At 72.7% G+C, this 22,904-nt stretch carries 16 protein-coding genes; 6 read left to right on the forward strand and 10 right to left on the reverse strand.

Annotation, left to right across the window (positions count from 1 at the left end; all coding sequences use genetic code 11):
- Positions 1 to 131: 131 nt before the first annotated feature.
- The 4 genes from ACYQ02_RS09330 to ACYQ02_RS09345 all read right to left on the reverse strand — a co-directional run bounded on the left by ACYQ02_RS09330 (position 132) and on the right by ACYQ02_RS09345 (position 4,513).
- Positions 132 to 1,154, reverse strand: coding sequence for an ABC transporter ATP-binding protein (locus tag ACYQ02_RS09330; protein WP_460040164.1), 1,023 nt, complete (start codon positions 1,152 to 1,154; stop codon positions 132 to 134).
- 20 nt (positions 1,155 to 1,174) lie between these two features.
- Positions 1,175 to 1,939, reverse strand: a complete 765-nt coding sequence (locus ACYQ02_RS09335; protein ID WP_006902992.1) for a DUF420 domain-containing protein — start codon at positions 1,937 to 1,939, stop codon at positions 1,175 to 1,177.
- A gap of 78 nt (positions 1,940 to 2,017) precedes the next feature.
- Positions 2,018 to 3,358 carry a LytR/AlgR family response regulator transcription factor gene (locus tag ACYQ02_RS09340; protein WP_460040165.1) on the reverse strand — a complete coding sequence of 447 codons (1,341 nt, stop codon included), beginning with the start codon at positions 3,356 to 3,358 and terminating at the stop codon, positions 2,018 to 2,020.
- 15 nt (positions 3,359 to 3,373) lie between these two features.
- Positions 3,374 to 4,513, reverse strand: coding sequence for a histidine kinase (locus tag ACYQ02_RS09345; RefSeq protein ID WP_460040166.1), 1,140 nt, complete (start codon positions 4,511 to 4,513; stop codon positions 3,374 to 3,376).
- A 184-nt stretch (positions 4,514 to 4,697) separates the two neighbouring features.
- On the opposite strand from ACYQ02_RS09345, the gene ilvE reads away from it, so the two are divergent.
- A complete protein-coding gene (gene ilvE / locus ACYQ02_RS09350) occupies positions 4,698 to 5,600 on the forward strand; it encodes a branched-chain-amino-acid transaminase (protein ID WP_006902989.1) in 903 nt (300 codons plus the stop codon).
- A gap of 135 nt (positions 5,601 to 5,735) precedes the next feature.
- On the opposite strand, the gene ACYQ02_RS09355 is transcribed toward ilvE, so the two are convergent.
- Both ACYQ02_RS09355 and ACYQ02_RS09360 read right to left on the reverse strand, forming a co-directional pair.
- Complete coding sequence (locus ACYQ02_RS09355; RefSeq protein WP_460040167.1) at positions 5,736 to 7,139, reverse strand: magnesium transporter CorA family protein; 1,404 nt, start codon at positions 7,137 to 7,139, stop codon at positions 5,736 to 5,738.
- Positions 7,140 to 7,407: 268 nt separating this feature from the next.
- A complete protein-coding gene (locus tag ACYQ02_RS09360) occupies positions 7,408 to 7,719 on the reverse strand; it encodes an EthD family reductase (protein WP_006902987.1) in 312 nt (103 codons plus the stop codon).
- A 184-nt stretch (positions 7,720 to 7,903) separates the two neighbouring features.
- Between ACYQ02_RS09360 and ACYQ02_RS09365 the strand changes: the two genes are divergently transcribed.
- The 5 genes from ACYQ02_RS09365 (at position 7,904) to ACYQ02_RS09385 (ending at position 15,806) form a co-directional block, all read left to right on the forward strand.
- On the forward strand, positions 7,904 to 8,032 hold the full coding sequence (locus ACYQ02_RS09365) for a hypothetical protein (protein ID WP_460040168.1): 129 nt from the start codon (positions 7,904 to 7,906) through the stop codon (positions 8,030 to 8,032).
- Positions 8,033 to 8,234: 202 nt separating this feature from the next.
- Complete coding sequence (locus tag ACYQ02_RS09370) at positions 8,235 to 11,057, forward strand: hypothetical protein (RefSeq protein ID WP_460040169.1); 2,823 nt, start codon at positions 8,235 to 8,237, stop codon at positions 11,055 to 11,057.
- A gap of 150 nt (positions 11,058 to 11,207) precedes the next feature.
- Positions 11,208 to 11,987: a bacillithiol biosynthesis deacetylase BshB1 gene (bshB1, locus tag ACYQ02_RS09375; protein ID WP_460040170.1), complete on the forward strand. Its 780-nt coding sequence runs from the start codon at positions 11,208 to 11,210 to the stop codon at positions 11,985 to 11,987.
- A 779-nt stretch (positions 11,988 to 12,766) separates the two neighbouring features.
- A complete protein-coding gene (nhaA, locus tag ACYQ02_RS09380; RefSeq protein WP_460040171.1) occupies positions 12,767 to 14,023 on the forward strand; it encodes a Na+/H+ antiporter NhaA in 1,257 nt (418 codons plus the stop codon).
- A 274-nt stretch (positions 14,024 to 14,297) separates the two neighbouring features.
- Positions 14,298 to 15,806: a potassium/proton antiporter gene (locus ACYQ02_RS09385; protein ID WP_460040339.1), complete on the forward strand. Its 1,509-nt coding sequence runs from the start codon at positions 14,298 to 14,300 to the stop codon at positions 15,804 to 15,806.
- 54 nt (positions 15,807 to 15,860) lie between these two features.
- Here the strand turns inward: ACYQ02_RS09385 and ppdK are convergent, their stop codons facing one another.
- The 4 genes from ppdK to glyS all read right to left on the reverse strand — a co-directional run bounded on the left by ppdK (position 15,861) and on the right by glyS (position 22,895).
- Positions 15,861 to 18,572, reverse strand: a complete 2,712-nt coding sequence (ppdK, locus tag ACYQ02_RS09390; protein ID WP_460040172.1) for a pyruvate, phosphate dikinase — start codon at positions 18,570 to 18,572, stop codon at positions 15,861 to 15,863.
- Positions 18,553 to 19,383, reverse strand: a complete 831-nt coding sequence (locus ACYQ02_RS09395; RefSeq protein WP_460040173.1) for a pyruvate, water dikinase regulatory protein — start codon at positions 19,381 to 19,383, stop codon at positions 18,553 to 18,555. Before ACYQ02_RS09395 ends, ppdK begins: the two co-directional genes overlap by 20 nt.
- A gap of 170 nt (positions 19,384 to 19,553) precedes the next feature.
- Entirely contained in the window at positions 19,554 to 20,414 is an 861-nt protein-coding gene (locus ACYQ02_RS09400) for a GNAT family N-acetyltransferase (RefSeq protein WP_460040174.1), read from the reverse strand.
- A 255-nt stretch (positions 20,415 to 20,669) separates the two neighbouring features.
- Positions 20,670 to 22,895, reverse strand: a complete 2,226-nt coding sequence (glyS, locus tag ACYQ02_RS09405) for a glycine--tRNA ligase subunit beta (RefSeq protein ID WP_460040175.1) — start codon at positions 22,893 to 22,895, stop codon at positions 20,670 to 20,672.
- Positions 22,896 to 22,904: the final 9 nt, after the last annotated feature.

Raw genomic sequence — 22,904 nt, forward strand, 5'->3', positions numbered from 1 at the left:
TCCGCCCCCTCCAGCAGCGCTCGCCGTACCGTCCCGCTTGGATTGGATCCGACCTTCGGCAGCTTAGACCCAGCTTCCGCGAGTTCCGACCTAGTCCCCGCCAGCTCACACCCAGCCCTTGCCAGGGTAACCTAGCCTGCCGTCTCCCCATCCCGCAAGGCTCGCCCGGTCAAGTGGAGGAACACGTCGTCCAGGGTGGCCGGCCGAGCCGCCACCCCCCCAAGAGCGATCCCCGCCGCCCGGCAGGTGGCCAGGACCGGTTCCAGGGCGGCAAGGGAATCCCGCACCCGCAATCCGATGCGAACGGCAAGCCCGGAGCTGGAACCGGGCCAGTCCACCTCCACCTCCATGACCGGTTCCAGGACCTCGAGCTGCCGGGCCAGCTGCCGCACCTGTTCGGCCGGTTGGCCTGCCGCCACCCGCAACTCCAGATACTCGCTGCCATAGCGGGCCTTGAGCCGCGCCGGGGCATCCAGGGCAAGGCACCGGCCCCCGTCGATGATGGCCACCCGGTCACAGAGCCAGTCTGCTTCCTCCAGGTAGTGGGTGGTGAGCAGAATGGTGGTTCCCCGGTCCCGGAACGTGCGGATGTACTGCCACAGCCGCCGCCGGGTCTGGATGTCGAGGCCCAGGGTGGGTTCGTCCAGAACCAGCACGGCAGGCCGGTGTACCAGCCCCATGGCCAGGTCGAGCCGCTTCCGCATCCCGCCGGAGTAGTCTCGGACGACCCGGTCCGCGGCGTCGGACAGGTCGACCAGCTGCAAGAGCTCCTCCGCCCGCCGGGCTGCATCGGCAGGGGGAAGATGGTACATGCCGGCCACCAGCAGCAAGTTCTCCCGGCCGGTCAACAGGGGATCCACGGCCGTTTCCTGAGGAACCCACCCGACATAGCGCCTGGCCCGCGCGGGTTGCTCCGCCACGTCGATCCCGAGAATCCGGACCCGGCCGCTGGATGGTTTGAGCAATGAAAGCAGCACCTTGATGGTGGTCGTCTTGCCGGCTCCGTTGGGGCCCAGCAGGCCGAAGATCTCCCCTTGCTCGACACGGAAGCTGACGTCGCGGACGGCTTCAATGGCGCCGAAACGCCGGGACAGGTGCTCCACCTCGATCGCCGGTACCCGCGTTGGACCCGGACCGCCACCCGCCGCCGCCAAGGTCCGCCCCGCCGCCCCTGTCACGCCCAGGTCACCATCCGTACAAGAGCGGCCAGAGTCGGACCCATCCCTGCAAGGACCTGGGTCAGGAAAAGCCCAGGGTCCGTCCAGATCCCTCCGGCCCCTGCGAAGGGGCCCCAGGTGGTGCCGATGGCGGCCACAGCCCCCGGCAGTCCCTGCACCAGAGCGGCCAGGGCCTGGACCCCATAGCCGGGCCGGCCGAATCCGTAGAGCAAGAGGAAGGTCAACGGCCCCGTGACCGACGTGAAGAACCAGATGGGATAGGCCCAGCGGGCCACCCGGCGGTGGCGGTCGTAGCGGCCGCGCAGACCCAGGACCAGCGCCACCAGCACCAGGGGGGCCGTCACGCTGGCCGCCAGGCTGTGGGCGCCCAGGATCACCAGGTAGATCAGCCGAATGGCAGCCTGGCCTTCGAACGGCGTCGTCCCGTAGAGGACGCTCTTGGTCAGGTACAGGATGAGGAACACCGCCTGCAACCCGGCCGCCAGCAGCATGCCCCGGCGATGCCCCGCCACGTCACCCGCACGGATCCGCCGGTACGCCCGGGCGATCACCACGGCGCTGATGGCGTTGAGGGTGGCGTTGGTCGCGGCGATGACAAATACAGGGTCGATGGTGGCTCCCGCCTTCCCTGCATGGATTGTGGCGTCATGGTTCTTGAACTTGATGCTTGGTGATGGTTCGGCGATGATGTTCCGGCCGGGCGTTGGGTGTGCCGGAACGCCAAGTGCGTCCGCACCGGATGGGTAGGTGCCTAACCCCATGATACCCGTGACCGTCTCCCAAAGCCTAGCCGAACCTGGCCGCCTGTGAGCGCCGTTTTCAACACCACGGTCCCGCCATCAACTGGCCTGCTCGGGCCAGAAGTGCCGCTTCAGCTCGGGCACGCGGCTGCGAGCCACCGGAATCGTCACCGGCTGGCCGGCGTGGACCACGGTCAGGTTGTAGGTCCCGTTGAAGAACGGGCTGATCTCCCGCACCTTGCGCAGGTTGACGATGTAGCCCCGGTGGCAGCGGAAGAACCGGTCCGGGGGGAGCAGGTCTTCCAGCTCCCGCAAGGTGTAACGGGTCGGGAGGCGGTGGGTCGCCGTGTACACGAAGACCTGGTCGTTCTCCGCTTCGGCGTAGACCACTTCTTCTACGGGGATGGGCACCGCGGCCTCGTCCCGGACCCCCATCACCCAGCGCGGCCGGGGCCGCCCGCGGCCGCCGCCCGTCGCGGCCGGCCCGCCCCCCGCTCCCTCCGCGGCGCCCGGTGCCGCCGCCTGGTCAGCCGCCGCCGGTCCTGACCGCCCCGCCTGCGCCACCACCCCACCTGGCGCCCGCGAACCCGCTTGTGCTCCCGCTCCTGTGGCGGTGGCGCCCGGACCCGCCACGGGAGTGGCCTGGGCATCCGGCACGACCTGGCTTGCAGGGCCCACACCTGCCGGGGTCGTCCCCACCGGACCCGCTACGGGCGTCGCCGGAGTTCTCGCCGGCCCTGCACCCCCCCGCAAGGCCAGCCGCTCCCGGACCCGGCTCAAGGCCTCCCGCAGCCGGTCGTCGCTGTAGGGCTTGAGGAGGTAATCCAGGGCCCGGGCCTCGAAGGCCTTGACGGCGTACTCGTCGTAGGCCGTGGTGAAGATCACGTACGGAGCGCCGGGCTGCTGTTTGAGCCGCTCGGCCAGTTCCAGACCGGAAATTCCCGGCATGGCGATATCCAGGAAGACCACATCGTAGTCCAGGGCGCCGATCAGCCGCAGGGCTTCCCGGGCAGTGGCCGCCTCGCCGGTGATCTCGACCCCCGGTTCCCGGCTCAGCCGGTAGCGCAGCTCCGCCCGGGCGGGGTACTCGTCGTCGACGATCAGGGCCCGGATGGGCCGGTCCCCTGGCGGCGGGCCGTCCAGATCCCACTCCCATTCGGGGTCGCCGTTCGGGTCGAACGCGGCCCCGCCGCGGCCCGGCTCCCCCGCGGGCGACGGACCCCTCCCGGTCCCGGTCGCGGGCAGCGGTCCTGCGGCTGCGTCCGCACCCCGGTCTTCTTCGGGCCGCCCTTCCGGCTGCCGCTCGGATCGGGGCCGGCGCTCGTACCCCTGCGGCCGCTCAAGCCCGTCAGGCCCTTCCCGTTCCGGCCGCTGCCGTCCCGCCCGTTCCTGTTCGTCCGGCCGTTCCAATTCTGGCTGTCGCTCGGCAGGCACCGTCATGGCGCCGGTTCCTCCTTATCGCGCCGGTTCCTCCCTGGCCGGCTGCCCGGCCTGGCGCCGCAAGGGGACCACCAGGCGCACCAGGGTTCCCCGCCCCGGGCGGCTTCGCACCTTGAGCCCGTACGCCTCCCCGTACAAGCCCACCAGCCGCTGGTTGACGTTGGAAAGACCCAGCCCCATGCCCTTGCCGACCCCGGGCCGGAAGATCTCCTGGCGCAGTTCCGGGGGGATGCCGACCCCTGAATCGGCCACCACCACGTGCAAGTGGCCGCCGCGCACCCGGGCCGCCACCGTCAGGCGCCCGCCGCCTTCCCGGGGTGCCAGCCCGTGGACCACCGCGTTCTCCACCAGGGGCTGGATGGTCAGCACCGGCACCAGGCAACCGAAGGCCCGGGGGTCGATCCGCACGCGGAAGCGCAGGTTGTCGCCGAACCGCGCCTGCTCGATCTCCAGGTACATCTGCACGTACTCCATCTCGTCTTCCAGGCGGATGAACTCGTCCCGTACCGTCAGGGCCCGGCGGAGGAACACCGCCAGCTTCACCAGCAGGTCGCGGGCCCGGTCGGGGTCGGTGCGGCTGAACATCAGGACCGTGTTCAGGGTGTTGAACAGGAAGTGCGGGCGGATCTGGGCCTGCAGGGCCTCGAGCCGCGCCCGGGCTGCCAGTTCCCGCAGCCGCTCGGCCTCGGCCAGCTCCATCTGCAGGCTGAGCAGCTGGGCGATCCCCGCCCCCAGGCGGTGGACCATGCCGGGGATGTCGTTGCGGTGGGTGCGATACAGCTTCAGCGTCCCCACCACCTGGTCCCGGACCTTGAGGGGTGCGATGACCGCCGCCTGCAGGGGGCAGGGGCAACCGGCGATGGGACATTCGAAATCCGCCTTGGAGGCCACCAGCCGCAGCCGGCCCGTCGCCAGCACGTTGCGCGTGGCCCGGGTGAGGATGGGCTGGTGCCGCACCATGAAGGGGCAGCCCAGGCCGGCGTAGCCCAGGATGGTCTGCCGGTCCGTGATGGCCACGGCGTCGACCTCGGCGATGTCGCGGATGATCTCGCAGATCTTCTGGGCCGTTTCCTCGTTCAGCCCCTGCCGCACGTAGGGCAGGGTCTCCTCGCCGATGCGGAAGGTGTGGTCGAGGAAGGTCCATTCGGCCGTCACAGTGCATCCACCCCGCACCCGGTACACGGTCGTGCGGCACCCGTACCGGCTGCATCCTGAGACCCGTGCCTATGTGAAGTTCGTCACAAATCGGCCAGTTCTTTCTTGACCCCGTCACAGCCAGATGGTATTTTCGACGTTAACATATTCGAGGCGCCCGCGGTACGGAGGGGGTCCGAACGGTATGCTGGTGTACGTGAACGGTCGCTTCGTCCCCAAGGAGGAGGCGACCGTGTCCGTTTTCGACCACGGCTTTCTCTACGGCGACGGGGTGTTCGAGGGCATCCGGGCATACAACGGCCGGGTCTTCAAACTGGACGAACACATCCAGCGGCTTTATGAATCGGCCCGGGCCATCCTGCTGGAGATCCCCATCCCTCCCGAGGAGATGGCCGCCGCCGTGGTGGAAACCTGCCGTCGCAACGATCTGGCGGAAGCCTACATCCGGGTGGTGGTCTCCCGGGGCCCGGGGGACCTGGGCATCGACCCGCGCAAGTGCCCCCGGGCCACGGTGGTCATCATCGCCGACCGGCTGGCCCTATACCCCGCCGAGCTTTACGAGCAGGGCATGCGGGTGATGACCGTCGCCACCCGCCGCACCTCGCCGGCCGCCCTGAACCCGCGGGTCAAGTCCCTCAACTACCTGAATAACATCCTGGCCCGGCTGGAAGCCAACCTGGCCGGTTTCGCCGAAGTCATCATGCTGAACGAGGAAGGCTACGTGGCCGAATGCACGGGCGACAACATCTTCATCGTCCGCCATGGGCGGCTCCTGACGCCGCCGCCCCACCTGGGCATCCTGCAGGGGATCACCCGGGACACGGTGATGGAGCTGGCCCGGCGGCGGGGCATCCCCGTGGAGGAGGCCGTCTTCACCCGGCACGACGTGTACGTGGCGGAGGAATGCTTCATCACCGGTACCGCCGCCGAGGTCTGCCCGGTGATCGAGGTCGACGGCCGCAGGCTGGGGGACGGCCGGCCGGGTCCCATCACCCGCCAGCTGATGGCCGATTTCCGCGAGTACGCCCGCAGCCACGGCACCCCCATCTGGGACGAACCGGCCGCCCAGGCGGCAGCCGGCGCCTGAGGAGGAACGTCCCGGAAGGCGGGAGGCAAGCCCGGCGCCCGCGGCCTGACCTGGGCCGCGGGCGCCCGCCTTTTGAGCCGCGCTCACCGCACCCGCGCTTCAGCCCCTGCCCCCGTCACCACTCGTCCCCTCCCGTCACCACTCGTACTCCCGCTTGAAGAACCACCACAGGCCCACGCCCAGAGCCAGCATGAAGGCCAGCAGGGCCGGATACGCCCAGGGCAGGTCCAGCTCGGGCATGTACTTGAAGTTCATGCCGTAGATGCCCGTGAGGAAGGTCAGGGGCAGGAAGATGGTCGAGAGCACCGTGAGCCTCAGGATGAGGCGGTTGGTGCGCTCGGCCGCCAGGGCGAGCCGCAGGTTCATCAGGGTGACGACCAGCTCCCGGGCGTTCTCGAGCCGGCCGCTCAGCCGCCCCGCGTGGTCCCGCAGGGCGCGCAGGTAGGGACGCAGCTGGCGGTCGCCCAGCCCCTCGCCCCGGCCTTCGTAGCCGTTGTAGCTGCTCTCCAGAAGCCGGTCGAGCACCTCGCTCAGGCTGTTCAGCCGCCGGTGCAGCTGGCCGGCCCGCCGGTGCAAGGTGCTGAGGAACGACACGCCGCCGGCATCCCGCCACCGCCCGGGGGCGGGGCGCCTGGATCCATTGACCGCCGCGGGCCGCGGTCCCCGCACCCGCCTCCAGCGGGGCTCGCCCGCCGGCGGCTGTCGGGTCCGGTCAGAGGCGGCACCCGCCGGGGCCTCGCCGGTTTGACCGGCGGCGGGGCTGGTTGGGGCCCTGCCGGTTCGGCCGCCGCCGGGGCCGCCCGGGGCGGGTGCGGTTTCGCCGGATGCAGGGCCTGCCCGGCCCGGGGCACCTGCGCCCGGAACCGTGTTCCCGGTGCGGGCCGCGTCGCCCTGGCCGGCAGGCGCGCCCCCGGGGCCGGGTTCGTCCCTGAGGAAGTGGGCCTCCACCGGCTCCAGGCGGTCTTCCAGGCGCTGGACATGGTCGCCGTAGCTGTGCAGGACGTCTTCCAGCAAGAAGTAGAGGAGCCACGGCGCCGTACGGGGCACGGAGGGCGGGCCGGTGGCCAGCCGCTCCCGCAGCCGCTCCCACGGGTCGCCGCCCCCGTCGCAGACGGTGGTCACTTCGCCGGGGGCCAGGATGACCAGGCAGGGACGGCCGGCCGGCAGCAGGATCTGAAAGACCAGGGTCCCACCGGCGGCTTCGACCCCGTAGGGTGCCGTGCCCGACTCCAGCCGGCTCCAGAGGAAGGGAGCCAGGGCGCGACGCCGGCGCAGCAGGTCCCAGTCGGCCGGGGTGGGGTCCCGCACATCGAGCCAGACCACCACCCGGTGGCCGCCGGCACGGCCAGCAGTGCCACGTGTTGCAGGCTCGGCGCGGCCGTCGCCTGGTGCCTCGACGCGAGCCGCTCCGCCCTCAGGGTCGCGGCCCGGGGCCCCGGAAGCTTCCGCGCCTCCCGGTCCCTGGCCTGGAGCCTGCCCGTCGCCGGGCACCCTGCCTTCCACCAGGCCCCGCTCCGACCACTCCCACGCCCGGATCAAGCCGCATGCCCACCTCCAGGCCGGTGCCCCTCCTTCTTGGCAGCGCCAGCTCTCCGGCACCGCTTTGCCTGCCCAGCCCTCGGCAGCGCCAGCCCTCCCGCACCGCCGTGCCAGCCCAGCCCTCGGCAGCGAGACCCGCCGGCCGCCGCCTGGCCGGACCAGCCCTGCCACCCGCCGAGCCCCGGCGCCGTGTCGGCACGCCCGCCCGGGTGGCCCACGCGGCCTGCAGACTCACCCCACCACATACCCGCCCCGCCGGCACACCCGTTTAGTCTTGCTGGATCACCTCGGCGATATGAAGGCTGACGATCTTCCCGGCAAAGCCCATGAGATCCTTGCCGGCCGCCCGCCCCTCGGCCGATTGCAGCGCCGCCTGCAGGCTGGCGGCGTCGTCGAAATACATTTCGGCCATCAGGTAGTAGGGCGACGAGCCCCCCGGCGAGCCGGTCACCCGGGCGATCTCGACGCGGCGCAGGCCCGGCATACGCTGGGCCAGGGGCAGGTGCACCTCCCGGTAGTGCCGGTCGAAAGCCTCCGGGTCGTCGGGATGCTGATATAGGGCCACCAGCTTGACCACCATCCATCCCCCCTCTCGCGGACTGGTGCGCCTTTCCGGAGGTTTCGGCGGGGCGGCAAGGGGTTCCTGGGCGCGGCCGCGCAAAGGGCTCCGGGTCCCACGGATGATATAGCGGCGGCCGCCGGAAGCAGCGCCTGCTCGTGCTCCTCATCTATGACCTGGCCTTCCACCGCCTGGATTCGACCAGATGGCGGCGGCCACCCTGGTGGTGCTCCCGTCCCTCGTGCTGTCCCTGGTGCTCTTCTTCCTGTTGCAGCGGGAGTTCGCGGAGGGACATACCTTGAGTGGGATCAAGGTTAGTGGGACCAAGGGGTGACTCCCGGGGTCAAGCGGGTGCGGACCGGAGGCACCCCACAGGGCCCCGGCCGGAGGATCCCCACCGGGTCCCGGCGGAGGATCCCCGCCGGCCCCCGGCGAAAGGCTGCCGGGCGGGTTCCGTCCCGCCATTGCGTCACTGAGCGCCAGGAGCCCCGTGGCCGCCGGGACATGACCGGGGCAGGGGCGGGGGAGGGCCGCCATTGCAAGGCACAGGACGACCACAGCCCGCAGGGCGATCGCGGCCGGGTACGGAGAAGCGGCCATGGGACGGTGCCAGCGAGCCGCTCTTGCCCGGCTCCCCCATCCTCACCGTGCCGGAAGAGCTGGCAGCGGTGGAGCCCGTGGCGGTGACGGGGAACTTCTGGGTGTCCCTGCCGGACCTCGACCCGGCCACCGCGGCGGCGCGGTCCGTGGGCGTGCTGAGCGGCGTCGCCCGGGCCCTGATCGAGTTCACCGGAGCCTCGGTGGGGCGGCAGCCCGGGCACGGGGACGGCCACGGCCCGGCGGAGGGTCCAGGGACCGGTGAGGCGCCCGGTCCCCTGCTCATCCCCGTGGTCGAGCAGGACGGCCGGCGCCTGTGGCCGCCGGCGCCGGAAGGTGGCCGGACGGCCACCGCCGGCCCGGCGACGACCGCTTCGGGGGCGCCTGCGGCGGTGGGGGCCTGCGACCGCCCCGCCACCACCGCCGCAAGGGCGACCGCGGCGGGAGCCGGCGACGGCCCGGTCACGTCCGGCCCAAGGGTGCCTGCGGCCGCGGCGGCCGGCGACCGCCCTGCCGGTCGCCTTCCTGGTTCCGAAAGCCCCGAGACCATCGGGGGTGCCCCCCAGCAACTCCCGTCCCCGGCCAGCCCCGAGCTGCACTATCTGGGAGGGTGGGTGCCCCAGTGGCAGATCGAGCTTCCCGGCCTGCCGGACTTGAGCCTTGAGGTCACCTGGCTGGCCCCGGCCGGCCAGCGGGGCTTTGCCGTCGCCCTGCGCCTCGTCCCGGCGGCGGGTTCCGGCGGCCGGCTCCCGCTGCCCGCGGGGGTGCGGCTGGGACTGCTGGTTCGTCCGGGGACCGTGTACCGCACGGTCTACCACCGGCGGCCCCTGGCCGGTGATGCCGGGCCCTTCCCCTACCGCTGGACCAGGGCTCTGGCCTGGGAGGCTCCCGGCACGGTGCCCGTTGCAGCCCTGGCCCTGCGCTCGGCCGCAGGCGATCCCCCCGAGCGGGAGACGGGTGGGGATGGCTGGGCGTTCTGGTCACCCCCCGGCACCGGGGAGCTCATCGTGTACGGCGGGGTGGCGCCCGAAGCCGACGGCGCCGCCACCACGGCGGTGCACCTGGCCCGGGTGGGATGGCAGCGGCTGCTGGACGCCACCCTGCAGTGGCTGGCCGCCCGGGATCCCTTTCGGCCCCAGCGGGACAGGAACCGGCCGCAGGCGGCAGGCGAGCAGGACCCGGTCGAACCTCACGGGGACCGCCAGCGGGTGGCACCGGCGCCCGAACCCGCCCTGCCCCCCTGGCGCCGGGCCGCCTTGCGCCGGGCCGGCCTGGACCGGGCCGTCGCCCTGGGCCTGCTCAGCCCGCCGGAAGCCCGCGCCCTGGAAGACCGCCTCCGGCGCAACCTCTGGTTCAGCTTGTTCTACGCCCACGGCCGGACCCTGGACGGGGACGACTGGGTCCTGCTCACCTCGCGCAGCCCGCGCTACTACGTGAGCGGCGCCCACTGGACACGGGACAGCCTGCTCTGGGCCTTTCCCGCCCTGCTATCTACCGACGCGGACCTGGCCCGGGAGATCCTGGTGGCCGGTTTCGCCCGTTACACCCGCTACCCGGGCGAGCACAGCCAGTACCTGGACGGCACGGTCCTCTATCCGGGCTGGGAGCTGGACCAGGCTGCGGCCTGGCCCCTGACCCTGGCCCGGTACCTGGAGGCCACGGGCGACGCGTCCATCCTCGACGAACCGGCCGTCGCCGCCGGGCTGGCCGCCGTCCTGGCCGCGGCCGAGGCCCGGCGGGATGAGGCCACGGGGCTCGTCGCCACCTTCCTGCTGCCGTCGGACGACCCGGCCCAGGCGCCCTTCGTGACCTACGACAACGCCCTCTACGCCCAGGCGCTGGAGGACCTGGCCCGGGCATCGGCCCGGACCCAGGCCCGCCGGGACCGGCCCGCCGCACCAGGCCATGGGGATGCCTCCGCGGTGGCCGTACTCCCGGTGGCCGTGGGGCCAGAGGTGCCCTGGCGCCCCACCCTCGCCGCCGGCAGCGCCGGTCGCGCCTCGGCGGCTGACCACACCCCGGGCGCCGGTGCCGCCCCGAACATCCCGCCCGCCTCCACCGCCGGTTCTGCCTTCAGCGCCCTGGCTTCCTCTCGGCCCGGAGTGGCCCCACCCGCCGGCACCGGACCCGCGGGCACCCGGACCACCCGCCATCCGGGCGGCAGCCCGGATCCCGCCTGGCTGGCCGGGCGGGCCGCCCATACCCGCCGGGCCGTGCTGGCCCACTGCGTGGTGCCCGGACAGTGGGGCCCCCAGTTTGCCTGGGCCGTGGCCGGACCCGGCGGCGCGGGCGCCGTGCTGTACGACGAGCCGCCGGGCACGCTGGAGCTTCTAGGCCCCTACGGCTTCGCCCGCCGCCGGCCGGACGACCCGCTGGACGTGGCGGCGGTGCTCGCCAACACGGTGCGGTGGATCTACTCGCAGCACAATCCCTTTGGGCCGCCGCCCGGGCCCTTTGCGACGCCCACCTGCCCCCACGCCCGCCATCCCTGGCTGCTCAGCGTGGCCGCGGGCTTGCTGGCCGGGCGGCGGGAGTACCTGAGATGGCTGGCCCGGGCGCCCATGGACAGCGGGTTCGCCTGCGAGACCGTGGACGCGGCGACGGGACAGGTCCGCACCGGCCCTGCCTTTGCCACCTGCGCCGGGTTCGTCGCCTGGGCCGCGCTGGCCGCCCTGGAACGACTCGCCCTGGAAGAGCCAGCCAGAAGGAGCGCCCGGGAAGCACCCGGGAAGGGCACCGGGCCGGGGGATTCAGTACAGTAGACATCGGAACGGGAGGAGAAGGCTGTGGTGGATTTCCCGCCTCGACAAGGTTCCCACAGTACACAAGACGCACAAGACGTACCGGCGGGCAGCGCAGCCGCGGAAGAGGGGTCCCAGGGCACGCCCGGCACCGGGGCTCCGGGAACGGAGGTGGCACCGGCCGGCCGGGCCGGGCCCCAGGCCGAGTCCCGGGCCCCGGCGCCAGCCCCGGGCGCCGAGCCCGAGCCGGTGGACGTGCTGGTCATCGGCGCCCATCCCGACGACGCCGAGATCGGCATGGGCGGCACCCTGGTCAAGCTGCACCGGCTCGGCTACCGCATCGGCCTGATCGACCTGACCCGGGGGGAGCTGGGCAGCAAGGGCACCCCGGAACGGCGGGCCCAGGAGGCGGCGGCCGCCGCCCGGGTGTACGGCGCCCGTTTCCGCCTCAATCTCCACCTGGGCGACAACCGGGTGGAAGACTCCCCCGCCCTGGGCCGCAAGCTGGCCGCCCTGATCCGCCGCTGCCGGCCGCGGCTGGTCTTCACCCACCATGGCGACGACCGCCACCCCGACCACCGGGGGGCGTGGGCCCTGGTGCGGCGGGCCGTGTTCCAGGCGGCCCTGCGCAACCTGGATCTGGGCGAGCCGTACCACCTGGTGGACGCCCTGCTCTTCTTCCCCGTCAACGAGTGGGTCGAACCCAGCTTCGTCGTCGATATCACGGACACCTTCGAGGGGAAGCTGCAGGCCATGCGGGCCTTCGCCAGCCAGTTCGTCGAGCCCACGGCCCCCATCGACCACAAGTACTTCGGGGTCGAGGACTACCTCGAGGCGGCCACCGTCCGTGCCCGGCACTACGGCCTGCGCATCGGCGTGCGTTACGGCGAGGCGTTCCTGGCCGACGCGGTGCCGGTCGCCGATCCCGTGGCGGCCTTCCGGCGGGGCTGAGGACCCGGCTGCCCGGGTCCCGGCTGTCCGGGTCCCGGGCGGCCGCCCGGTCCCGGGCCGGTCCCCGCCGCGCCGCGGGCTGCCGGGGCGGGGGGCCGTGCCGTGGCCCGCGAACCCGGGGAGGCTCCGGGCGTCTCCACCCCGGGCGAAGAACCTTGACCGCTGCCCGGCGCCGCCGCCGGCCGGGCTGCCGCCATGGCCCGGAGAAGGCGCCGCTCCGCTTCCTGCAGCCGCCTCACCATGGCGATGGGGGGCACCCCTTCTTCCCGGGCCAGTTCGGCAATGGACCGGGGCGTCCCCCCGTCCAGGCCCCACCGCCGCGCCAGGATCCTGGCGTCGGCGGGTGGAACCAGCTCCAGCCCCCGCCGCACCCAATCCGCACCTGCAATCTGGGCAAGACTGCCGAGATGGACGAACACGGTGCCTCCCTCCCCAACCCATACATGCTGCGGCGGGCTGGGGGGTGATGGGCGGCCGTCCCTTCGTGCCGCCCCGGCCCTGGAGCTACCCGGCAGTGCTTCCGCAGAGCGCGAGCGAGATTGACGGTGATATCGTGTGATGAAGCGTTATTGGCGGGGACTTTTGCGATTCGCCACCGTCCACATGGCCAGGCTGGCCACAACGGTGTCTTTCCGGTATCTTTTGGTGTGGTTCCCCACGGCGCTTCCATGCCCCAGGCTGGTCCCCGGCGAGAGGGCCTGGCTCGCGCGTCTCTCGTGACGTCCTTTCTCCGGTCCATGACGAAGCGGTGGGAGCGAATCGTCAGGAGGTGGTAGCCGGTGGCGGGAGGCAAGGGCCGCGTCCGGCCGGTGCCAGGCGCATGGCAGGAGTTTCTGGCCAGCGAGGCGGGGGCCGGGATCCTCCTCATCGCCTGTGCCGTCATCGCCATGATCTGGGCCAACTCGCCGGCATATGAAGCCTATCGGGCCCTGAAGGAACTCCCGGTGGCGCTGCGGCTCGGGTCTATGGAGCTGGACATGACCCTGGCCGAGTGGGTGAAGCACGGGCTGATGTCGATCTTCTTCCTCGCGGTCGGTCTCGAGATCAAGCGGGAACTGCTGGCCGGAGAGCTGGCCGATCCGCGCCGGGCCGCCCTGGCCGTCATCGCGGCAGTGGGCGGGATGGTGGTTCCGGCGGCGATCTACAGCGTGGTGAATGCCGGCGGGCCCGGCGCACCGGGGTGGGGTATCCCGATGGCCACCGACATCGCCTTCGCCCTCGGGGTCCTCAGCCTGCTCGGCCCGCGGGTGCCCGTTGGGCTCAAGGTCTTCCTCACCGCGGTGGCCATCGTCGACGACCTGGGGGCCGTACTGGTCATTGCCTTGTTCTACAGCGGGGGTCTCCAGCCCGGTCCCCTGCTGCTCATGGCGGTGGCGCTGGCAGGGGCCCTCGCTTACGGCCGCCTGGCCCGCGGCCAGCACCTGGCGGTGTATCTGCTCTTCGGTCTCCTGGCATGGTACGGCTCGCTCCAGGGGGGGATCAGTCCCTCCGTCGCCGCCGTCCTCCTGGCCTTGACCGTCCCCATGGAAGCCACGGAGGGCAACGTGCCGGCCCGCGGCACCGGCGGCCCGGCCGGCAGTGGGACCACGCCGGCCCACGCGGCGGCCGGTCCCCTTCACCGCCTTGAACACATGCTGAGCCCCTGGGTGACCTATGCCATCCTGCCCTTGTTCGCGCTGTTGACGGCGGGGGTATCGCTGGAGGCGGCCTCCCCGAGCCGTGTCACCATGGGCGCGTTCCTTGGCCTGCTCCTGGGCAAGCCCGCCGGCCTCCTGGGCGCCAGCTGGCTCGCTGTCCGCGCCGGCTGGGCCTCCCTGCCGGCCGGCACGGGCTGGAGCGCCATGGCCGGTGCCGGCCTGCTGGCAGGGATTGGCTTCACCATGTCCCTCTTCATAGCAGGCCTGGCGTTCGACGGCACCCCTTACCTCGATCAGGCGAAGATCGGCGTCCTGACCGCATCGGCGGTGGCCGGTATCGCCGGCCTGGCCGTGCTGAGCGCGGGCACGGCACGATCCGCGACGCGAGCCACAAGATAAGGGGACGGGCAGGCGGCAGCGGAACCGGGCATGGGGCCGGGGCCCTAGGACCGGGCGCGGAGCCCGTGCGAGGGACCCGGCCGCAGGGACGGGTCACGAGGCTCGAGCACGGAGCTCGGCCGCACAGACCGGCCGCGACACCCGAGCACGGAGCCCTGCCGCAGGGACCGGTCACAAGGCCCGGCCGCCAGGCCTATGCCTGTACCCGCCTGCGGGAAGGCAGGGGGAATTCTCGCCAGGGGGTGGAACCATCGACGTCCTGACCCTGCTGCTGCTGGGACTGGGCATTGCGCTGTTGCTGGGGGTGGCGCTGACCTGGCTGGCCGATCGGGTCGCCTTCCCCGCCCTGGTGCTGTTCCTCGGCCTGGGCATGCTGGCCGGCAGCGACGTCCTGGGCTGGGTCTACTTTGACAACGCCCGCCTTGCCCACCAGGTGGCCACCGTCGCCCTGGCGCTCATCCTGTTCGAAGGCGGGCTGGCCTCACGGTGGAGCGAGCTGCGCCCCGTCCTGGCTCCGGGGCTGGTCCTGGCCACGGCCGGCGTCGCCATCTCCGCCGCGCTGGTGGGAGCGGCGGCGGCCTGGCTGCCCGGTCTGGACTGGACCCATGGGCTGCTCATCGGCGCCATCGTCGGTTCCACCGACGCCGCCGCCGTCTTTGCCATCCTGCGCCGCACGCCGCTCCCCCGCAAGCTGGCCGCCACCCTTGAGCTGGAGTCAGGGACCAACGATCCGGTGGCCATCTTTCTCACCGACCTGTTCGTCCGCATGGCGATCGAACCGGTCGCCCCCCTGGAAGGCCTGGCGCTGCTGGTCCGGCAGGTCGGGTTCGGCGCCGTGGCGGGATGGGCGGCCGGGCGGGCAGGAGCCGTCGCCATGAACCGCCTGGCCGCGGAATCCAGCTACCCGTACATGCTGTTGAGCACGGGCGTCGCCCTGACGGCCTACGGCGCGGCGGCGGTGGTGGGCGGCAGCGGTTTTTTGGCGGTCTATCTGGCCGGGCTCATGATGAGCCGCTACGCGCCGGTGTACCGGCTCACGGTGGTGCGGTTCCACGAGGGCCTGAGCTGGGTGGCCCAGGTGGGCATGTTCGTCCTCCTCGGGCTGCTGGTCTTTCCCAGCCAGTTGCCGGAGGTTGCCGGCGGGGCCCTGGTGATCACCGGCGCCCTCATGCTGGTCGCCCGGCCCCTGGCCACCTGGATCTGCACGCTGCCCTGGGACTTCGACTGGCGCGAGCGCCTGTTCCTCGGCTGGGCGGGCCTGCGGGGCGCGGTGCCCATCGTGCTGGCCACGGTCCCGCTGGCCGCCGGGCTGAAAGACAGCTGGTACCTGTTCCACGTGGTGTTCTTCGTCGTCCTGGCATCGGTGGCCGTCCAGGGCACCACGCTGGCTCCCCTGGCCCGCTGGCTGGGGCTGGCCGCGCCGGGGGCGGGACCTGCGGAGCCCCGGCTGGAGCTGGCGCCGGTGGGCCGGCCCGCCGTGGGCCTGATCCACGTGCAGGTCTCAGAACATGCCTCGGCGGCGGGGCGCAGCCTCTCCCAGGTCAACCTGCCCGGAGGGGCGACGGTCACCATGCTGGTGCGGGACGGCCGGGTGATCCCGCCCCGGGGCCGGACGGTGCTCCATCCCGGGGACCACCTGTACGTTCTCGTACAGGAGCGGGACGTGGAGCCGGTGATCGCTCTGCTGGCGGGCACCGAACCCGGCCCGAGGGGTGGAACGGGCCGGCCCCCAGCCGGAGACGGCGCACCCCCGCCGCCCGCACCGGCATCGGAGGTCACCTGATCCAACCGGACGGCCACCCGGGCTGCCTCGCCCTGGGTGACGATGGGGGCTGCCTCACCCTTCGCCCCCGCCGCCCTCGCTGCCGCCTTCCTCCACCGCCGCCCGGCCCGCCGCCAGCCGGGCGATGAGCACGCGGAAGGGCGAGCAGCTGACGTAGTCCAGCCCCGCCCGGTGGCAGAAGGCGATGGACGCCGGATCGCCGCCGTGCTCGCCGCAGATGCCCACCTTGAGGTCGGGCCGGACCCGGCGGCCGTCGGCCACGGCCAGCTGGATCAGCCGGCCCACCCCGGCGGCGTCCAGGGACACGAAGGGGTTCTCCGGCAGGATCTTCTCCGCCAGGTAGTGGTGGAGGAACTTGCCCTCGGCGTCGTCGCGGCTGAAGCCGAAGGTGGTCTGGGTCAGGTCGTTGGTCCCGAAGGAGAAGAACTCGGCCACCTGGGCGATCTCGCCCGCCGTCAGGGCCGCCCGCGGCACCTCGATCATGGTGCCGATCCGGACCTTCAGGTCCAGGCCCGTCTCCGCCTCCACCTCCCGGCGCACCGCCTCGATGCGCTCCCGCAAGAAGGCCAGCTCCCGCACGTGGGCCACCAGCGGGATCATGATCTCCGGCCGGGCGTCCACGCCGCGGCGCCGCAGGTTGGCCGTGGCCCGGAAGATGGCCCGGGCTTGCATCTCGTACACCTTGGGGAAGGTGATGCCCAGGCGGCAGCCACGGTGGCCCAGCATGGGGTTGGCCTCATGCAGGGCCCGCACCTTGCGCAGGAGCTCACGGCGCTCCTCCAGCCGGGCCGGGTCGCCGCCCTCCAGCTCCAGCCGCGTCACCTCCACCAGCAGCTCCTCCAGGGAGGGCAGGAACTCGTGGAGCGGCGGGTCCAGCAGGCGGATGGTCACCGGCAGCCCGGCCATGGCCTCCAGGATCCCTTCGAAGTCGGATTGCTGCATCACCGCCAGCTCGGCCAGGGCCGCCTCCCGCTCCTCCCGGGTCTCGGCCAGGATCATGCGCTGGACGGCGGGCAGCCGCTCGGGGCCCATGAACATGTGCTCGGTCCGGCAGAGGCCGATGCCCTCGGCGCCGAACTCCCGGGCCCGGCGGGCGTCTTCCGGCGTGTCGGCGTTGGCCAGCACCCCCAGCCGCCGCGCCGCGTCCGCCCACTCCAGTAGCTGCCGGAACTCGGGCGACAGCTCCGGTTCCACCAGCGGCACCTGGCCGGCGAACACCCGGCCCGTGGCGCCGTCGATGGTGATCATGTCGCCCTTGCGGAAGACCCGGCCCCCCACCTGGAACTCTTCCCGCTCCAGGTCGATGCGCAGCGCCTCGCAGCCGCAGACGGCGGGCTTGCCCATGCCGCGGGCCACCACCGCGGCGTGGCTGGTCATGCCGCCCCGGCTGGTCAGCACCCCCTGGGCCGCCACGATGCCGTGGATGTCATCGGGGGTGGTCTCGGGCCGGACCAGGATGATCGCCTGGCCCTCCCGCCCCAGCCGCTCCGCCTCGCCGGCGTCGAAGACGATGGCGCCCACCGCCGCCCCCGGCGAGGCGGGCAGCCCCTGGGCCAGCGGCTCGACCGCCGCGTTGGGGTCCACGTGCTTGTGCAAGAGGCGCGCGACCTGGTCCGGGTCGACCCGCAACAGCGCCGTATCCCGGTCGATCAGGCCCTCCTGCACCATGTCGCAGGCGATGCGCACGGCGGCCGCCGCCGTCCGCTTGCCGCTGCGGGTCTGCAGCAGGAACAGGCGCCCACGGTCGACGGTGAACTCGATGTCCTGCATGTCCCGGTAGTGGCGCTCCAGGCGCTCCGCCACCTGCTCCAGCTGGCGGTAGAGCGCCGGCCGCTGCTCCTTCAGTCGGGCGATGGGCTCCGGCGTGCGGATGCCGGCCACCACGTCCTCCCCCTGGGCATTAGGAAGGTACTCGCCATACAGCTCGCGGGCACCCGTGGAGGGATTGCGGGTGAACATCACGCCGGTTCCCGAGTCCGGGCCCGTGTTGCCGAAGACCATGGCCTGCACGTTGACACCGGTGCCCAGGTCGTCGGGGATCTTGTGGATGCGGCGGTAGACCTTGGCCCGCTCGTTGTTCCACGAGTCGAACACGGCCCGGATGGCCAGCTCCAGCTGCGCCCGCGGGTCCTGGGGGAAGTCGCGACCGGCCTCCTGCCGGACGATCTCCTTGAAGGTCGCCACCAGCCGCTCCAGTTCCTCCGCCGGCAGTTCGTGGTCGAACCGGACGCCGCGCCGCTGCCGGGCGGCTTCCAGGGCGTGCTCGAAGCGGGCGGCCGGTACCCGCAGCACCACGTCGCCGAACATCTGGATCAGCCGCCGGTAGCAGTCGAAGGCGAAGCGCGGGTCCCCCGTCTCCCGGGCCAGCCCCTGCACCGCCTGGTCGTTGAGCCCCAGGTTGAGGATGGTGTCCATCATCCCCGGCATGGAGACGGGCGCCCCGGAGCGGACCGACACCAGCAAGGGCCGCTCGGGATCGCCGAACCGGCGGCCGATCTCCCGCTCGAGCCGCGCCAGCTGCTGCTCCACCTGCTCCATGAGGCCGGGCGGGAACACCCCGCCGGCGGCCTGGTAGGCCTTGCAGGCCTCGGTGGTGATGGTGAAGCCCGGCGGGACGGGCAGGCCGATGCGGGTCATCTCGGCCAGGTTGGCGCCCTTGCCGCCCAGGAGGGCCCGGCCGGCCCCCGCTCCCTCGTCGAAGAAGTAGACCCACCGCCGCGGCGCCGCCTGGGGCTGGGCCGCGGGCTCAGCGGTCCCCGTGCTCATGGCGCTCCCCCTTCGCCAGGATCTGCAGCACCGTGTTGGCCGTCTCCTCCACGGCCTTGTTGGTGACGTCGATGACGGGGCAGCCCAGTTCCCGGAAGATGCGCTGGGCGTAGGCCAGTTCTTCCTGGATGCGCTGCATGCTGCCGTAGCTGGAGTCCTCACCGAGGCCGATGGCCTTGAGCCGCTCCCGCCGGATCCGCTGCAGGGCGTCGGGGCGGATGATCAGGCCCACCAGCCGGTTCCGCGGTACCTTATACAATTCGGGAGGCGGCTCCACCTCCGGGACCAGGGGCACGTTGGCCACCTTGTACATGCGGTGGGCCAGGTACATGCTGACCGGCGTCTTGGAGGTGCGGGAGACGCCCAGCAGCACGATGTCCGCCTGGAGCAGGCCGCGGGGATCCTTGCCGTCGTCGTACTTGACGGCGAACTCCACGGCTTCCACCCGCCGGAAGTACTCCTCGTCCAGGCGGTGGCGCAGGCCGGGCTGCAGCCGCGGCGGGCGCTCCGCCACCCGCATCCAGGCCGCCATCATCGGCCCCATGATGTCGACCACGGGGATGCCGGCCGCCTGGGCCTTCTCGTTCAGTGCCCGGCGCAAGTCCTCCAGGATCAGGGTGTGGACGATCAGGCTGCGCTGCTCGCGGCGGGCCCGCGCCACGATCTCGTCGACGGTCTCCATACGATCGACGTAGGGGAAGCGGTAGAAGGTCGCACGATGACCGTTGAACTGGCTGGCGGCCGCCCGGGCCACCAGCTCGGCGGTCTCGCCCAGGGAATCGGAGACGATGAAGACGACCGGCTCTCCCACCCGGTTTCCTCCCTCCCCCGCGGGAGCCTCCCGTCTCCTGGCCCGGCGGCCGCACCGGGCCGGGTACCGCGCCCGCGGTCCCGGTTACCGGCCGGAGGCGCCCGGCGCACCCGCCGGCCCTGAGGGCACCAAGCCCGTACGGGGTGAAGCCCACGGTGCCCGCGGTACGGTCACCGCGCGGATGCGGCCCCGGGCGCGCCCCCGCGTGCCGGCACCATGTCCCAGGTCCCGATGTCCCGAAAACCGAGCCGCTTGTAGATGGCGCCCGCCGCCGGGTTGTCATAGAAGAGGCACAGGCGCTTGCCCTCGGCCAGGACCTCCTCGCACAACCGCACCATGAGCTGGGTCGCGAAGCCCCTGCGGCGGAAGTCGGGATCCGTGGCCACGCCCACCACCATGGCCGAATAGGGGTTCTCCGCCGCCGTCTTGACGGCCGCCACGGCACGCCCGTCGTGTTCCAGCCAGTAGCCGCGGGCGGCCTCCGTGGCCAGGGAGTGGTGCAGTTCCCGTTCCGCGCCTTCGTCAAAGGTACGGAACTCGGCGATGCGCCGGTAGAGCTCGCCGACCAAGGACACATCGCCGGGTTGCATGCGGTGCAGCTTCACGTCGCCGGGCAGCGCCTGGCGCAACCCCCTGAGGCTTCCGTCACTCGCCAGCTCCGCAAAGTACAGGGAGCGGCGGCGATCCCAGTCGAGAATGTGCCGGGTGTAGGGGCGCAGGCGCTCCACCACGTCCGTCTTGCCGGAGACCTCCCAGCGATTCCCATCCTCCTCGCCGACCCGCCGCTGGATGATCCGGGCGAGGCCCTCGGCATCGAACCCGTCCCGGCCGTAGGGGATGAAGTTGCGGAAGTAACGCAGCAGGACCGCCCGCAGCCGCCCGCCCGCGGAGAAATCGCCCCACACCTGCTGGAAGTCGATGGCAAATCCGTAGTTGTGGATGTCCGCCAGGATGAACAGGTTGAAGGCGCTCTCCGCGGCGAGGAACTCAAGGGTGGCCTGGCGGTCGGCCTCGGTCAGCAGACGGATCAAGGGTTGCAAGTCCCTCCCCCGAGCACCCCTCGACGCGCCGGCGGGGCCACGGAACCCCCCTGGCGGGGGACCGGCGTGGTGGGCACCAGTGCCCGCTTTCCCGGGTGCGATCTCTCTAAACCATTGGACACCCCCTGTCGAATCCCTGGTTCCGCCACCACCGGGGCTCGGGCTGCGACAAGGACAGAGGGGGCCGGGCCGTCGTGGCCTGCCCGGCCCCCGCCCACCCACGGTCGCTGGACGGCCGGTCGCCGGTCACACGCCCGCGGCCAGCTCCCCGAGGGCCGCCACCCGGCCGGCCAGGCCGGCCACCCGCTTCAGCAAGGCGAGGCGGTTGGCCCGGAGGGCCGGATCTTCCGCCATCACCAGCACCCGGTCGAGGAAGGCGTCGACGGCGGGCCGCAGCCCGGCGATGGCCCGGAAGTAGGCGCCGTAATCCCGGACGGCCAGGGCCTCCTGCACCACCCCGGCGGCTGCCTCCACCGCGGCGTAGAGCGCCTGCTCCTCGGCCTCCCGGAACAGGGCCGGGTCGACGGCGTCCGCCTCCGCCCGCCCGGCCAGGTTGGCCGCCCGCCGGTGGACGGTCAGCACGTCGGCAGCCAGGGGCGAGGCCACCAGTTCCGCCACCGCCCGGGCCCGCGCCCAGACCCCGGGCACGTCGCGGGCGTCGACCGCCAGCACCGCCTGGATGACGTCGTGGGCGTAACCTGCCTCGGCCAGCAGCCCGCGCAGCCGCGCCACCAGGAAGTCCAGCAGCCTGGCCCTGACCTCGCCCGGGTCGAACCGCACCTCCACCGCCGGCGACGCCACGGGCGGCAGGTAGCCGGCCAGGGCCTGATCCAGCAGGACATCTAGAGGGGGCAGCGACGGGTGGCCTGATCCGGTTGCGCCTGTGCCGGCGGGCGTTCCGGCGCCGCCTCCCGTCCGGCCCGCCGGCCCTTGCGCCGCGGGCCCGGCCAGCAGGCGGAGCAGGCCCACCCCCGCCCGGCGCAGGCCGTAGGGGTCCTGGGAGCCCGTGGGCTCCAGGCCCGCGGCGAAGCAGCCCGCCAGGGTGTCGACCCGGTCGGCGATGGCCAGCAGCAGCCCCGGCCGCGTGGCGGGCAGCTGGTCATCGTCCCCGCCCCGCGGCAGGTACTGCTCGGCCAGGGCCTCCGCCACCGCCGCCGGCTCGCCGTCCAGCAGAGCGTACTGCCGCCCCATGCGCCCTGCCAGCTCCGTGAACTCGTAGACCAGGGAGGTCACCAGGTCGGTCTTGGCCAGGTGGGCCGCCCGGGCCGCCTGCTCCCGCTCCGGCGCCGGCAGGTCCAGTCGCTCCGCCAGCCATCCCACCAGCCGCTCCAGCCGCCGCGTCTTGTCCAGCAGCGTGCCGAGACCCGGCAGGAAGGAGACCCGCTCCAGGTCCGCCACCCGGTCCGCCAGCCGCCGCTGCCGGTCCTGCTGGAAGAAGAACCGGGCATCGGCCAGCCGGGCGCGGATCACCCGCTCGTTCCCCTGCCGCACCGTCTGAAGGTGCCGCTCGTCGCCGTTGCGGACGGCGATGAAGTAGGGCATCAGGCGGCTCTCCCCCGGCTGCCGCACGGGGAAGTAGCGCTGGTGGACCTTCATCGTGGTGACCAGCACGTCCCGGGGCAGCTCCAGCATCTCGGGGGCGAAGGAGCCGGTGAAGGCCGTGGGGTACTCCACCAGGTCGACCACCTCGTCCAGCAGCTCGGGGTCGATCTCGGCCTCGCCCCCCACGGCGGCGGCCACGGCCCGGGCCTGCTCCACGATGCGCTGCCGGCGCTCCTCGGGGTCGACCACCACATACGCCTCCGCCAGCCGGCGGCGGTACTCGTCTTCCGCCGCCGAGGCCAGTTCCACCGCCTCCGGATGGAGGAACCGGTGACCGTAACTCACCCGCCCGGCCCGCACCCCGGCGAAGGAGACCGGCAGCACCTCCTCGCCCAGCAGGGCCACCAGCCAGTGGACGGGGCGGATGAACCGGTGCTCGCCGGCCCCCCAGCGCATGGTGCGGCGGAACTCCAGGCCGCCCAGGACGGCCGGCAGCAACTCCGCCAGCACCTCCGCCGCAGGCCGCCCCTGGTGGACCTTGCGGGCGAAGACGTACTCGCCCTGGGGGGTCTGGCGCACCACCAGCTGGCTCACCTCGACCCCCTGGCTGCGGGCGAAGCCCAGGGCCGCCGGCGCCGGCTCGCCGCCCGGACCGAAGGCCGCGGCCCGGGACGGCCCCCGGACCCACTCCTCCCGGGCTTCCTGCCGCGGTGACAGCCCCTGCACCACCAGGGTGAGCCGGCGCGGGGTTCCCAGGGACCGCACCACCTCATACGTCAGGCCCGCCTCCGCCAAGGCCGTGCCGGCCCGCTCCGCCAGCTGGCGGCGAGCCTCCCCGCAGTCGCCGGCAGGGATCTCCTCGCACCCCACCTCGACCAGAAGATCGAGCCGCTGGTCCATCTCGGACTGGTCCATCTCATGCTGGTCCATGGTCCTGGC

Source organism: Thermaerobacter litoralis (assembly GCF_054654595.1).